At 70.0% G+C, this 12,987-nt stretch carries 12 protein-coding genes; 8 read left to right on the plus strand and 4 right to left on the minus strand.

What is annotated here, in order from left to right:
• Positions 1-273: 273 nt before the first annotated feature.
• The 8 genes from ACEUEL_RS07990 (at position 274) to ACEUEL_RS08025 (ending at position 8,687) form a co-directional block, all read left to right on the plus strand.
• Positions 274-2,076 (plus strand): type I secretion system permease/ATPase, encoded by a 1,803-nt coding sequence (locus ACEUEL_RS07990; protein ID WP_405703808.1) that lies wholly within the window; start codon positions 274-276, stop codon positions 2,074-2,076.
• Positions 2,069-3,379 carry an HlyD family type I secretion periplasmic adaptor subunit gene (locus tag ACEUEL_RS07995; RefSeq protein ID WP_405703809.1) on the plus strand — a complete coding sequence of 437 codons (1,311 nt, stop codon included), beginning with the start codon at positions 2,069-2,071 and terminating at the stop codon, positions 3,377-3,379. Before ACEUEL_RS07990 ends, ACEUEL_RS07995 begins: the two co-directional genes overlap by 8 nt.
• Positions 3,380-3,629: 250 nt before the next feature.
• Complete coding sequence (locus ACEUEL_RS08000; protein ID WP_405706645.1) at positions 3,630-4,985, plus strand: branched-chain amino acid ABC transporter permease; 1,356 nt, start codon at positions 3,630-3,632, stop codon at positions 4,983-4,985.
• Positions 4,986-4,988: 3 nt separating this feature from the next.
• Positions 4,989-6,218 carry a threonine ammonia-lyase gene (locus tag ACEUEL_RS08005; RefSeq protein ID WP_405703811.1) on the plus strand — a complete coding sequence of 410 codons (1,230 nt, stop codon included), beginning with the start codon at positions 4,989-4,991 and terminating at the stop codon, positions 6,216-6,218.
• Between the two features lie 248 nt (positions 6,219-6,466).
• Positions 6,467-6,805 (plus strand): Grx4 family monothiol glutaredoxin, encoded by a 339-nt coding sequence (grxD, locus tag ACEUEL_RS08010; RefSeq protein WP_405703812.1) that lies wholly within the window; start codon positions 6,467-6,469, stop codon positions 6,803-6,805.
• Positions 6,802-7,089: a hypothetical protein gene (locus ACEUEL_RS08015; protein WP_405703813.1), complete on the plus strand. Its 288-nt coding sequence runs from the start codon at positions 6,802-6,804 to the stop codon at positions 7,087-7,089. Before grxD ends, ACEUEL_RS08015 begins: the two co-directional genes overlap by 4 nt.
• 140 nt (positions 7,090-7,229) lie before the next feature.
• On the plus strand, positions 7,230-7,502 hold the full coding sequence (locus ACEUEL_RS08020; RefSeq protein WP_405703814.1) for a hypothetical protein: 273 nt from the start codon (positions 7,230-7,232) through the stop codon (positions 7,500-7,502).
• An 84-nt stretch (positions 7,503-7,586) separates the two neighbouring features.
• Complete coding sequence (locus tag ACEUEL_RS08025) at positions 7,587-8,687, plus strand: alpha/beta hydrolase (RefSeq protein WP_405703816.1); 1,101 nt, start codon at positions 7,587-7,589, stop codon at positions 8,685-8,687.
• Positions 8,688-8,769: 82 nt separating this feature from the next.
• Here ACEUEL_RS08025 and rpsD read toward each other — a convergent pair whose 3' ends face one another.
• From rpsD to murI, 4 genes are all read right to left on the minus strand, one after another.
• Positions 8,770-9,387 (minus strand): 30S ribosomal protein S4, encoded by a 618-nt coding sequence (gene rpsD / locus ACEUEL_RS08030; RefSeq protein ID WP_405703817.1) that lies wholly within the window; start codon positions 9,385-9,387, stop codon positions 8,770-8,772.
• A 591-nt stretch (positions 9,388-9,978) separates the two neighbouring features.
• Positions 9,979-10,233, minus strand: a complete 255-nt coding sequence (locus tag ACEUEL_RS08035) for a hypothetical protein (RefSeq protein ID WP_405703818.1) — start codon at positions 10,231-10,233, stop codon at positions 9,979-9,981.
• 51 nt (positions 10,234-10,284) lie between these two features.
• A complete protein-coding gene (locus ACEUEL_RS08040; RefSeq protein ID WP_405703819.1) occupies positions 10,285-11,544 on the minus strand; it encodes a lytic murein transglycosylase in 1,260 nt (419 codons plus the stop codon).
• Positions 11,545-11,639: 95 nt separating this feature from the next.
• Entirely contained in the window at positions 11,640-12,497 is an 858-nt protein-coding gene (gene murI / locus ACEUEL_RS08045; protein WP_405706647.1) for a glutamate racemase, read from the minus strand.
• Between the last annotated feature and the right edge of the window lie 490 nt (positions 12,498-12,987).

The raw sequence follows: 12,987 nt of genomic DNA on the forward strand, positions 1-12,987 counted from the left end.
GCCGATTCTCTGCCGGGTTCCGGATCGGCGCCGCACGTCGTGCAGCTTGTCCGGGAGACAGGACGGGCTGTTAGCGCCTGCGCCGCCTGCCGGCGGGCTTCGATAGAGCCGGCCGCCCGCGAACTCCCGTGGGGTCGAGCCGCACCATTCCCGACGCGCCTCGGCCCCTCCCCCCTCACTACACTTGCACGCGCCACGGTTACGTCCCGTTATCCTGCCGCTGTTAGGGTCGCGCGTCGAAACCGTCCGTGCGGCAGCCGATCCGTGGCCCTGATGAGCACCCGCCAACGCCCCGCCGGCGCCGGTTCGCCCGGCGACCTGCCCGCGCGCGCGCTCGCTTCCTGCCGCCACGCCTTCCTCGTCGTCGGCGCCTTTTCGGCGGTGGTGAACCTGCTGATGCTGACCGGCTCGGTCTACATGCTGCAGGTCTATGACCGCGTGCTGCCCTCGCACAGCGTGCCGACGCTGGTGGCGCTGTCGCTGATCGTCATCGCGCTCTATGGCGTGCAGGGGCTGTTCGACCATCTGCGCCAGCGCATCCTCGCCAGCGTCGCGGTCGCGATGAACCAGGCGCTGTCGCCGGCGGTGGCGCGGGCGATCCTGAAGGGGCCGCTGCGCGGGCACGAGGGGGTCGGCCCGCAGCTGGCGCGCGATCTCGACGCGGTGCGCAGCTTCCTCTCCGGGCTCGGCCCGACGACGCTGTTCGACCTGCCGTGGATGCCGCTCTACCTCGCGGCCTGCTTCCTGCTGCACCCGCTGCTGGGCTGGACGCTGGTGGCCGGCGCGCTGGTCATCACCGCCATCACCCTCCTCACCGAATGGCGCACCCGCGGGCCGGTGCTGGCGGCGGGCAAGGCCGGGGCGCGGCGCATGGAGTTGCTGGAGGCCGGGCGGCGCAATGCCGAGGTGGTCGCCGCGCTCGGCATGGGCGATCATCTGCTGGCCCGGTTCGCGGCGGCGGAGCACGCGCATCTTTCCGCCCAGCAGCAGGCGGCGGGGATTGCCGGCGCGCTCGGCTCGCTCTCGCGCGTGCTGCGCCTCATGCTGCAATCGGCCATGCTCGGCATCGGCGCGTGGCTGGTGATCGAGGGCGAAGCCTCGCCCGGCGTGATGATCGCCGCCTCGATCATGTCGAGCCGCGCGCTGGCGCCGGTCGAGCTCGCCATCACCTATTGGCGCCCGTTCCTCGCCGCCCGGCTCGGCTGGGGGCGGCTGCGTGCCGCTCTGGCGGAGGAGCCGGTGCCGCCGGCGGTGGCGCCCGAGCGTCCACATCGCGCGCTCACCCTGTCCCGCGTCTCGGTCGGGGCGCCCGGCACCCGGGCGGCGATCGTCCATAATGTCGGCTTCACGCTGGAAGCCGGCCACGGGCTCGGCATCATCGGCCCCTCGGCCTCCGGCAAGTCGACGCTGGCGCGCGCGCTGGTCGGGGTGTGGCCGCATCTCGGCGGCGAGCTACGGCTCGACGGGGCGACCCTCGACCAGTGGCCGGAAGCCGTGCGCGGCACGATGATCGGCTACCTGCCGCAGGACGTCGAACTGTTCGACGGCACGGTCGCCGAGAACATATCCCGCTTCGCGCCCGACGCGCCGGAGGCGGCGGTGATCGCGGCGGCCAAGGCGGCCGGCGCCTATGACATGATCCTGCATCTGCCGCAGGGCTTCGCCACCCGCATCGGCGAGGGCGGCTCGGTGCTCTCCGGCGGCCAGCGTCAGCGCGTCGCGCTGGCCCGCGCGCTCTATGGCGATCCGTTCCTCGTCGTGCTCGACGAGCCCAATGCCAGCCTCGACGCGGAGGGCGACAACGCGCTGACCGCCGCCATCGCCGGGGTGCGGGAGCGCGGGGGTGTCGCCGTGGTCGTGGCGCACCGGCCCTCGGCGCTGCTCGCCACCGATCTCGTGCTGGTGCTGGCGCGCGGCCAGGTGCAGGGCTTCGGCCCGAAGGACGAGGTGCTGCGCCAGACGCTGGCCGGGCGCGACATCACCAGCGCCGCGCCGCTGCCGGCGGGCGGCCGGCCGCAGGTGGTCGCGGAGCGGGCGGGCGAGCCGCGTCCGAGCGAGGGGCTGCGCCATGGCTGAGCCGAAGCCGCTCGAACCCTTCCGCGACATCCGGCGCAGCGCCGGGGCGGGGCTCGCCGTCCTCGCCGTCCTCGCTGGCACGGTCGGCGTCTGGGCGACGACGGCGCCGCTGGCCGGCGCGGTGATCGCCGGCGGGCAGGTGGTGGTGGAGAGCAATGTCCGCCGCATCCAGCACCCCACTGGCGGCATCGTCGGGGCGATCCTCGTCGCCGACGGCGACCGGGTGAAGGCGGGCGACGTGCTGCTGCGCCTCGACGAGACGGCGACCCGCGCCAATCTCGCCATGGTCGAGAACCAGCTCAACCAGCTCGCCGCGCGGCAGGCCCGGCTGGAGGCCGAGCGCGACGTGGCGGAGGCGATGGCCCCCCCGGCCGGCCTCACCGCGCCCGTGGCGGACCCCGCCATCGCCCGCATGATCGCCGGCGAGACGACGCTGTTTCGCTCGCGCCGCGCGGCGCGGGAGGGGCAGATCGCGCAGCTGCGCGAGCGCATCGCCCAGATCGGCGAGGAGATCGCCGGGCTGGAGGCGCAGGCCGATTCCAAGCGCACGCAGAGCCGGCTGATCGAGCAGGAACTCGCCGGCGTCCGCCAGCTCTACGCCAACAACCTGGTCTCGCTCTCCCGCCTCGCCGCGCTGGAGCGCGAGGGCGCCCGGCTCGAGGGCGAGGCCGGCCAGCTCGTCGCCGAGATCGCGCGGGCGCGCGGGCGCATCGCCGAGACCGAGCTGCAGATCATCCAGATCGACCAGGAGCAGCGCCGCGAGGTGGCGAGCGAGCTGCGCGAGGTGGAGGCGAAGATCGCCGATCTCGCCGAGCGGCGGGTGGCCGCGCGCGACCAGATGCAGCGCATCGAGCTGCGCGCGCCGCAGGACGGCATCGTCCACCAGAACACCGCGCACACGGTCGGCGGCGTGATCGGGGCGGGCGAGCAGATCATGCTCGTCGTGCCCGAGCATGACGGCCTCGTCGTCGAGGCGCGGGTCGAGCCGCAGATGATCGACCGGCTGCGGCCGGGCCAGCCGGTGGTGCTGCGCTTCCCCGCCTTCGACATGGCGACGACGCCGGACGTGGCGGGCACGCTGGCGCGCATCTCGCCGGACCTCACCCGCGACCCCCATACCGGCCTCGCCTATTACCTCGTGCGCATCACGCTGACGCCGGGCGAGGCCGCCCGGCTCGGCGACAAGCGGCTGGTGCCGGGCATGCCGGCGGAAGCCTTCATCCAGACCGGCAGCCGCACGGCGCTGAGCTACCTGATCAAGCCGATCGAGGATCAGGTCATGCGCTCGTTCAAATACGACTGAGCCCGTCTGGCCACGCCCTCGGAGCATCGTCGTCCCGGCCGGAGCCGCAGGCGAGGAGCCGGGATCGCTCGCAAGAATACCCATCCCATTCCGGATACGGCCTTTGGGCGTTCCGGAATGACAGTCGTCGGGACGTCTCAAAACGTCTCCGCGGGCGCCGGCCGCGCCTGCACCGCTCGCGGCGCCGCGTCGCTGACGCTGCGGCACGCCTTACCTTGCCGCCCCGAACCACCGTAAGCTGCCGCCGGTGATGCGGATTCTCCTCTCCCGGAACGCGCTGCCGCTGCTGCTGGTCCTCGTCGCGGGGCTGCTGCTGGCGGCCTGTGGCTCGGTGATCGACGGCGACCAGGCGCGGGTGTGCCGGGCGGTGGCGCCGGCGCTGGAGGCGGAGGGCGCCGGCATCCGGGAAGTCGCGCTGCGGCCGGTGCCGGGCGAGACGCGGGCGCTGCGGCTCGACTATGTGGTGCGGCTCGGCGAGGCCGCGCGCCCGCGCTGGCTGATCTGCCGCTTCGCCGGCACGGGCGGCACGGAGCGCTGGACGCTGGCCGGGGTCGACACCGACCGCGGCCCGCTGAGCGGCATCCGCCTCGCCATCCTCAAGCGCTGGTGGCTCGCCCATCTCGACGAGATCGAGGGGCAGGTGCCGCTGCCCCCACCCCGTTTCACCGTGTCGCCGGGCCTCGCCTATGGCGTGCAGCAGGCGCTGAACGGGCTCACGCTGGCGGGCGTCTACGGCCTCGTCGCCACCAGCTTCGCGCTGCTCTACGGGCTGATCGGGCGGATCAACCTCGCCTTCGGCGAGATCGCGGTGGCGGGGGGCGCCTATGCGCTGGCGGTGATCGGGCTGGTCGCCGAGGTCGGGCGTCTCGGCGGTTCGGGCGTCCTGCTTGCCATCCTCTCGGCCATCGCCGGCGGGGCGGTGCTGAGCTGGGCGATCGGGCGCGCGGTGGTGCTGCCGGTCGACGCGCGGGCGCGCTCGGGCCAGCCGGTGCTGGTCGCCACCCTCGCGCTGGCCATCGTCATCGGCGAGTTCCTGCGCCTCACCGCGCCGGGGCGCGAGAGCTGGATGCCGCCGCTGCTCAACGCGCCGATCCCGCTCGCCGGCGGGGCCGGCTTCACTGCGACCACGACGCCGGCCCAGATGCTGGCGGCCGGGCTCGGGCTCAGCGCCGCCTCCGCCCTGCTCGCGGTGATCGACTTCACCGCCTTCGGCCGCGCCTGGCGGGCCTATGCGGACGACCCGCGCATGGCGGCGCTGCTCGGCGTGCCAGTGCCGCGGCTGCTCGCCGGCAGCTTCCTGCTGGCGGGCGCGGCGGCGGGCCTCGCCGGGGCGATGGTGGTGGTCGCCTACGGCACGATCACGCCGGGCGACGGGCTCGCCATCGGGCTCAAGGCGCTGGTGGCGGCGATCATCGGCGGCATCGGCTCGGTGCGGGGCGCCTTCATCGGCGCGGTGATCGTCGCGGCGGTCGAAACCGGGTGGTCGATGAGCTTCGATATCGCTTATCGGGACGTTGTGATCTATACGCTTCTCGTCCTTGCCCTCGTGCTGCGGCCGGGCGGCCTGCCCGGTGGGGCAGGCGCGCCCTCGCCGCGGGAATTCTGAACCATGACGCTGCCCGTATCGCCCGCCGACGTCGCCACCGCCCGCCTGCTCCTCGATGGGGCCGTGCTGCGCACCCCCACTTTGCCGGCGCCGCGCCTGTCCGCGATTACCGGGGCCAACGTCTTCGTCAAATACGAGAACCTGCAGGTCACCGCCTCGTTCAAGGAGCGCGGCGCGCTGGTGAAGCTCGCCTCGCTGTCGCCGGCGGAACGCGCCCGCGGCGTCGTCGCCATGTCGGCCGGCAACCATGCGCAGGCGGTGGCCTATCACGCCCGCCGGCTCGGCATCCGCGCCACCATCGTCATGCCCAAGCACACGCCGATCGTGAAGGTCGCGGCGACGGAAGCCCATGGCGCCCGCGTGGTGCTGCACGGCGAGTCGGTGGCCGATGCCAGCGACGAGGCCGACCGCATCGCCAAGGCGGAGGGGCTGGTCTGGGTGCACCCCTATGACGACGCCCATGTCATCGCCGGACAGGGCTCGATCGCCTGCGAGATGCTGGAGGATGCGCCCGATCTCGACGTGCTGCTGGTGCCGGTCGGCGGCGGCGGGCTGATCTCGGGCATCGCGACGGCGGCGCGCGACATCAAGCCGGACATCGAGATCATCGGCGTCGAGACCACGCTCTATCCCTCGATGTGGAACACGCTGCACCAGGAGAGCCGCCCCTGCGAGGGGGCGACGCTGGCCGAGGGCATCGCGGTGAAGCATGTCGGCGTGCTGACCCGCGAGATCGTCTCCTCGCTGGTCTCCGACGTCGTGCTCTGCGACGAGCCGACCTTCGAGCGCGCCGTGAACCTCTTCCTCACCCAGCAGAAGACGCTGGCGGAAGGCGCGGGCGCCGGCGGTCTCGCCGCCCTGCTCGCCGATCCCGAGCGCTTTCGCGGCCGCAATGTCGGCCTCGTCGTCTCGGGCGGCAACATCGACCCGCGCATCGTCGCCTCGATCATGCTGCGCGAGCTGGAGCGCGAGGAGCGCATCGTCTCCTTCCGCTTCTCCATGCTCGACCGGCCGGGCGAGCTCGGCATCATCTCCACCCTGCTCGGCAGCCTCGGCGCCAACATCCTCGAAGTGGAGCACAAGCGCCATTTCCTCGACGTGCACGCCAAGGGCGCCCGGCTCGACGTCACCGTCGAGACGCGCGACCGCGAGCATGCCGAGGAGGTGCACCGCGCTTTGCTCGACAACGGCATGGACGTCGTGCGCATCGACTGGCGCGCGGCGACCTACTGAGCGCGAGGGCGAGGGCCTTGCGACAGCAATGGTCCCTCATCCCCGGGCGTGACCCGGGGATCGACGTCCACGCGGCGGGATCCGAAGCTGGGTGCCCGGGCCAAGCCCGGGCATGAGGGAGAAAGAGTGAAGCGCTACGCCTCGCCTCTTGCGCCTCTGGCCCGGACACCCGATTTCTGCTGATATCGCCTGAACCCCTTCTGCCCATACGGCCGCCTTGAACGGCCGCCAGACGAGCGAGCGTCACCATGAGCATCCGTGATTTCATCGACAGCCAGGTCAAGAGCAACGACGTCGTCGTCTTCATGAAGGGCACGCCGCAGTTCCCGATGTGCGGCTTCTCCGGCCAGGTCGCCCAGATCCTCGGCCATCTCGGCGTCGACTACAGCGGCATCAACGTGCTCGATTCCGACGAGATCCGGCAGGGCATCAAGGACTACACCAACTGGCCGACCATCCCGCAGGTGTTCGTGAAGGGCGAGTTCGTCGGCGGCTGCGATATCGTGCGCGAGATGTTCCAGGCGGGCGAACTGCAGACCCTGCTGGAAGAGAAGGGCGTGCCGATGCACGGCCGCGCCACCGCGTGAGCGAGCCGACCGCGGCGCCGGCTTCCGGCGGGCGCCGCCTTTTCGCCCGGCTGCTGCTGACGGTCGGGCTGACGCTGAATTTCCTTCTCCTTCTGCTGTGGGTCGGCGTGGCCGGATTCGACCTCGCCGGCTTCGCGCAGCTGCTGTCGACGCCCATGGGGCTGGTGTTCTTCGGCGGCCCGGTCGTCGTCATCATCGTCGCCGCCATCCTGGCGAGCCGCGGGCGCACCATGGCGGCGGGCGTGGTGGCGCTGGTGTCGGGACTGTTCCTCCTGTTGATCTGACGCGCGGCGGCGCGCGGGACGGCGTTGAACCGCCCCGGCGAAGGGCGCATGCTGCCGTACGTTCGCGCGCGAAGCCCTGCCCCCCGGTGATTCCACCCGGTCACAGCGCCGCGCCCCGGCACCGCAGGGGATCTTCGTCGATGATGCGCGTTCTGATCGCCCTCGGCCTGCTGGCGAACGGCGCCGGGGTGACGCTGATGATCGCCGTCTCCGGTTTCATCTTCGGCGATCACGAAGGGCTGCATGGCGAGTTGTCGGCCGTGCTGGTGTGGAGCGGCATCGTGGGCGGGCTCATCATCGCCAGCCTCGCCGCGCTGATCGCCGCCTCGCACTACAAGCGCCCGGACATCGGCGCATTGATCGCCTGGGCGCCGGCCGCGATCGCGGGGGTGCTGATGCTGGTGGCCGGATAGCCCTCCAGTTTATGTTTTATAATTTTCTACTTGAAGTTGCGATGCCGTAATGCGTTACTTCCTGCCGTCGGGGGAGGAAGAGCCATGCGCATCTATTTCGCCAGCAATCGCCGCTACATCGAAGGCGCCGTGCCGCCGTTCGGCAACCGCTACAACCTGGACGGGCCGGCCTTCTACGAGGTGGGCTATGCCGAGCTCGAACCGATCCCGGGCGCCGCCGATGCCGACGCCGCCTACCGGATCGCGTCGGTCGAGGTGGAGAAAGGACGGCCGGCCACGCCGGGCCGGGCCGGCGAGGACGAGTTTCCCGCCTCGCTCGCCGTGTTCGGCGACATCACCCGCGAAGCGCGCGAGAGCACCCGGCATGTCATCGCCTATCTGCACGGGTTCAACACCTCGTTCGATACCTGCCTGCACACCGCCGCCCAGATCCACGCCAACTGGCTGCCGCCGAAGATCGGCTCGATCGTCTTCGCCTTCTCCTGGCCCGCCGACGAGGGCAAGGGGATCGGCTTCGGCGAGAGCGGCCAGAGCGACGTGAAGTGGAAATATTTCAGCGACCGCGACGATGCCGAGGCCTCCGGCAAGGCGATCGCGCGCAGCCTGCGCCGCCTCGCCGATTTCCTCGTTGCGCTGCGGCGGGCCGACCGCGAGGCGGGACGGGAGCCCTGCCCCGAGCAGATCCATCTGGTCGCGCACAGCATGGGCAACTGGGCGCTGCGCCACGCTTTGCTGTCGCTGCGCAGCCTCTATGCCGGCGCCCGGCTGCCGAAGCTGTTCGCCAACGTGTTCCTGATGGCGGCGGACGAGGATGCCGACGCGCTGGAGCATCCCCACAAGCTCGGCCTGCTGCCGCAGGTCGCCGACGCCGTGCACGTCTATCACGCGCGCCGCGACCTCGCGCTGATCGTCTCCGACACCACCAAGCGCAACCCGGACCGGCTCGGCGCCTGGGGGCCGCGCAGCTTCGATACGCTCGACGCCAACATCATCGGCATCGACTGCAACGAGGTCGCCGACACCCTGCCCCGGCATGGCCGGCATCATTATTTCCGGCTGCGGCCGGAGGTGTTCGCCGATGTGCGGCAGGTCATCGCCGGCCGCGGCCCGGACCAGATCCGCGGGCGTGTCGCCGTCCGCCCCGGCCGCCAGTACCGGCTGAAGCCGGCTTCGGGGAAGGTGTAGCGCCGGCACGGCGCGGCGGCGCGCGGGCCAACAAAAAAGCCGCCCCAAGGGGCGGCTTTCGTGCGTCCGGAAGACCGGAAGATCAGCGCGAATAGTACTCGACGACCAGGTTCGGTTCCATCACCACCGGATAGGGAACCTCGTTCAGCTCCGGGATCCGGTTGAACTTGGCGGTCATCTTGGAGTGGTCGACCTCGAGATAATCCGGCGTGTCGCGCTCGCCCGAAGCGACGGCTTCCAGCACCAGCACGAGCTGGCGGGAGGCTTCCTTCACCTCGACCACATCGCCCACCTTCACCTTGTAGGAGGGGATGTTGACGCGCTTGCCGTTCACCTTGACGTGGCCGTGGCTCACGAACTGGCGGGCGGCGAACACGGTCGGCACGAACTTGGCGCGGTAGACCACCGCGTCGAGGCGGCGCTCGAGCAGACCGATCAGGTTGGCGCCGGTGTCGCCCTTGAGACGCGAGGCCTCCTCGTAGACGGCGTAGAACTGCTTCTCGCCGATCGAGGCGTAGTAGCCCTTCAGCTTCTGCTTGGCGCGCAGCTGCACGCCATAGTCGGAAAGCTTGCCCTTGCGGCGCTGGCCGTGCTGGCCGGGGCCGTATTCGCGCTTGTTGATGGGGCTCTTCGGGCGGCCCCAGATGTTCTCGCCCATACGGCGGTCAAGCTTGTGCTTGGCCGAAACGCGCTTGCTCATGCGCTGGTCCTCATCGCAGGTTGCGGATCGGATCGCGCCCCCTCCTCTGTCCCCTTGCGGGGCCGACAGGATGTTCCCGAACGCGCCGGAACCATCCACGGGTGCGTGAAACGTTACACGGGGCCGTTGCCGACCCCGTGCGTGGGCGGGTGCTTAGGGGGAAACGGGCGGGAGGTCAAGGGGTGGGGGCGGTCGAGTTCGGGTACCCAGCCTTCGATGGTGGGAATGCTAGTAAAGCCCAAAGCTCTGGATGCGCAATAGCGATGGTAGCCGTCTGCCAGGAGATATCTCTGGGCTCCAAGAGGCCATTCCAAGACCTTCACGGGCCATACCGGTTCGCCAGCAGCAATCTGCCTGAGAACGGTGATCGTCCTTTGACGATCCAGCCCAAGATGGTTCTTTAGCGCCAATCGATCTTCTGGGACCAAGATGCAATCAAGAGGAATTTCGACAACATCGGTAAGGTCGCTTCGATAGCACGATGCGCTTGGTCGGAACTGTTGCGCACGGGCTTCATAAACCCAGTCCTCCGGCAAGGAGATAGGAGGCGCCGACCAGATTTTGCTCATCAAACGAGATCAGATTTGGCTTTCACGCGACCAGCTTCAGCAACGCCGTCAGCACCCCAACCGCCACGACCAGCATACCACCGATCTTGATCGTTAGGCGCTGTTCCAGAAGCACAAGCTCGTTGCGCAGCAGGGCGACGTCATCCTTCGTCGCTATCCGGTCCTGAAAGGCATCCGCCAGCGCGTCCGCGACCCCTTCGGCCTGCTCGTTGGTAAAACGAGCCTTGTCCCGCAGCGTGCGGGCCAGTTTCAGGGTGTCGAAAGGGATCGCGCTCATGATTGGAAATATAGGTGAGAGCGAGAGAGAATCAAAGAAAACGATGCCCCCTCATCTTCCCCTGAGCGCCGCCAGCACGGCGAGGCTCGCATAGCCGTCGGGGGTCACGCCCATCTTCTGCTGCTGGAAGCCGGCGACCGCCTTCATGGTCATGTTGCCGACGCGCCCGTCGGTGCCGCCGGTGTTGAAGCCGGCGGCGGTGAGGCGCTTCTGCACCTCCTGGATCTCGGCCAGCGTTAGCGCCCGCTCGCCGCCCGGCCATTGCGTCACGAACGGCCCGCCGCCCAGCACGCGGTCGCCGAGATGGCAGACGGCGAGCGCATACTTCATCGACGGGTTGTAGGAGCGCACGGCGTAGAAATTCTGCGTCAGCAGGAAGCACGGGCCTTCGGTGCCGGCCGGCGCCCACAGCCTTGTATTGGCCTTGGGGTAGGCGATGCGCCCCGCCGCCGGCTTCACGCCCGCCTTCAGCCACGCCTCGACCGGGCGCCAGGTCTTGGCGTCGGCCATCTTTTCCGGCACGCCGGGCATCGTCACCTCGAAGCCCCAGGGGATGCCGCGCTGGTACTTGCCGCGCTTGAGCATGTAGACCGCCGTGCCGGCCAGCGCGTCGGGCACCTCATAGGGGTTGATGCGGCCGTCGCCGTCGAAATCGGTGCCGATGTTCAGCCACACCTCGGGCATCCACTGGGTGTGGCCCATGGCGCCGGCCCAGGAGCCGCGCATCTCGGCCGGCGTCGACCAGCCGCGCTGCACGATCACCAGCGCGTTGAGGAACTCGGTCTCCCAGTATTTGCGCCGGCGCGGCTCGCCCCAGGCCAGCGCGCCGAGCGAGGCGAACACCGGCTTCATGTGGTCGGGATCGTCGACGATCTCGCCGAAGGCGCTCTCCATGCCCCAGATGCCGAGCAGGACGTCCGGCTCGACGCCATAGGTGGCCTCGAGCTTCTTCAGCAGCCCGGCATATTTCTTCGCCTGCGCCTGGCCGGTATTGAGCCGCCATTCGGAGATGCGGCGGTTGAGATATTGCCAGAGCTCCTCGTTGAACTCCGGCTGGGCGCTGTCCTTGGCATAGACCGACGTATCGGGCTTCAGCCCGCGGGTCACGGAATCATAGACCTGGTCGGAGATGCCGCGCGCCTGCGCCCGCGCCCGGAAGCCCTGCACCCAGGCCGGAAAGGACTGCGCGGCCGACTGCGCGTGGGCTTCGCCGCCAAACGGCAGCTGCCCGCCGGCCAGCAGGCCGAGGCTCGCTCCGATCAGCGCCCGGCGGCTGAGGCCGCCCGCCGTCCTCGTCGTATCCGAATCCACCCGCAATCCCTCGTGACGCTTGGGAAAGGTTGCGCAGCGATCGTGTCGCTGGCAAGGCGTTTCGGCGGGGCGCAGGGGCGCCGGCCGGCACGCCGTCAGGCCGACGCCGACACCATCGCGTGATCGAGCCCGATCACCTCGCCGGCCCGCGCGGGCCGGCCGACGACGCGGGCGATCAGCGCCGCGTCCAGCGGCTGGCCGGTCGAGAACAGCGCGAGCGGGGCCGGATCGGCACTGCGCTCGGGCGGGGCGATCAGCGAGGAGAGCCGCCGGGCGATGGCCGGGGCGGGATCGACCCAGCGCACCGGCCAGGGCGCCACCTTCTCCAGCCGCTCCAGCACCAGCGGGTAATGGGTGCAGGCCAGCACCACCGTATCGGTGCGCGCGGCGCCGTCGTCGACGAAGGCGGGCGCGATCTCGGTGGCGAAGGCGGCGTCCGGCACCTCCGCGCCCGCCATCACCGCCTCGGCGAGGCCGGCAAGGCCGGTGGCGCCGACCAGGGTGACGGCGCAGCCGCCGGCGAAATCGCGGATCAGGCCCTGCGTGTAGTCGCGCTTCACCGTGCCCGGCGTCGCCAGAACGCTGACGCGGCGCGAGAGCGAGCCCTCGCAGGCGGGCTTGATCGCCGGCACGGTGCCGACGAAGGGAATGGCATGGCGCGCGCGCAGCGCCGGCAGCACCAGCGTCGAGGCGGTGTTGCAGGCGATGACGACGGCGGCCGGCTGAAGCTGCGCCACCAGCGCGCCGACCACGGCCAGCACGCGCGACAGCAGCACCGGCTCGTCGAGCCGGCCATAGGGGAAGCCGGCATCGTCGGCCGCATAGGCGAAAGCGGCATCGGGGCGGGCGCGGGCGAGCTCGCGGAACACCGAGAGGCCGCCGAGGCCGGAATCGAAGACGAGGATGAGCGGCGGCCTGGCCGGCGCGGGCTCCACCGGCCGCTCGGCGCGCATGGGCAAAGGCCGCAGGCCGGCGGCGTCGAACGAGCGGGCGTCCATCCTGTGACCCAGCCTCCGGCCGGCCAGCGGGCGAAGGCCCGCATCCGGCGCATGATCGGCACGCAACATCGCGATCGTCCCGTCTTGCCCCTGATCCCCGGCGGGATTGTGACGCCGTTTGGTAAACCGAGCGTTGCCGGAAAGCGCGCACGGCGCGAAAAGCGGCGATGTCACAAAGCACTGTGCGAGCCCCACCTCCTCCCTAATAGAAGAGGCGATCTCTTCGACTAAAATCCAAACTAGGGAAGAACTTCAGTGCACATCAATATCATGTGTCAATTAAATACACTCTATATTATAATCTGTACGGTCGACATGGCACTAAACATTTACGAGAAAATCTCTCGTATGTTTTTCTGATCGCATCCGCACCGCGCTAAAATGACACCATATCTTTGCGCCTTGCATGATATTTTGCACTGCACGATATCAGACAAGCTTACCA

Origin of the sequence: Ancylobacter terrae (assembly GCF_045108345.1) — a bacterium.
In the GTDB taxonomy this organism is placed as follows: Bacteria; Pseudomonadota; Alphaproteobacteria; order Rhizobiales; family Xanthobacteraceae; genus Ancylobacter.

Coding starts and splice junctions, on each gene's coding strand:
- ACEUEL_RS07990 (WP_405703808.1), top strand. CDS start 274: ATGAGCACCCGCCAACGCCCCGCCGGCGCCGGTTCGCCCGGCGACCTG.
- ACEUEL_RS07995 (WP_405703809.1), top strand. CDS start 2,069: ATGGCTGAGCCGAAGCCGCTCGAACCCTTCCGCGACATCCGGCGCAGC.
- ACEUEL_RS08000 (WP_405706645.1), top strand. CDS start 3,630: ATGCGGATTCTCCTCTCCCGGAACGCGCTGCCGCTGCTGCTGGTCCTC.
- ACEUEL_RS08005 (WP_405703811.1), top strand. CDS start 4,989: ATGACGCTGCCCGTATCGCCCGCCGACGTCGCCACCGCCCGCCTGCTC.
- grxD (WP_405703812.1), top strand. CDS start 6,467: ATGAGCATCCGTGATTTCATCGACAGCCAGGTCAAGAGCAACGACGTC.
- ACEUEL_RS08020 (WP_405703814.1), top strand. CDS start 7,230: ATGATGCGCGTTCTGATCGCCCTCGGCCTGCTGGCGAACGGCGCCGGG.
- ACEUEL_RS08025 (WP_405703816.1), top strand. CDS start 7,587: ATGCGCATCTATTTCGCCAGCAATCGCCGCTACATCGAAGGCGCCGTG.
- rpsD (WP_405703817.1), bottom strand. CDS start 9,387: ATGAGCAAGCGCGTTTCGGCCAAGCACAAGCTTGACCGCCGTATGGGC.
- ACEUEL_RS08035 (WP_405703818.1), bottom strand. CDS start 10,233: ATGAGCGCGATCCCTTTCGACACCCTGAAACTGGCCCGCACGCTGCGG.
- murI (WP_405706647.1), bottom strand. CDS start 12,497: ATGCGCGCCGAGCGGCCGGTGGAGCCCGCGCCGGCCAGGCCGCCGCTC.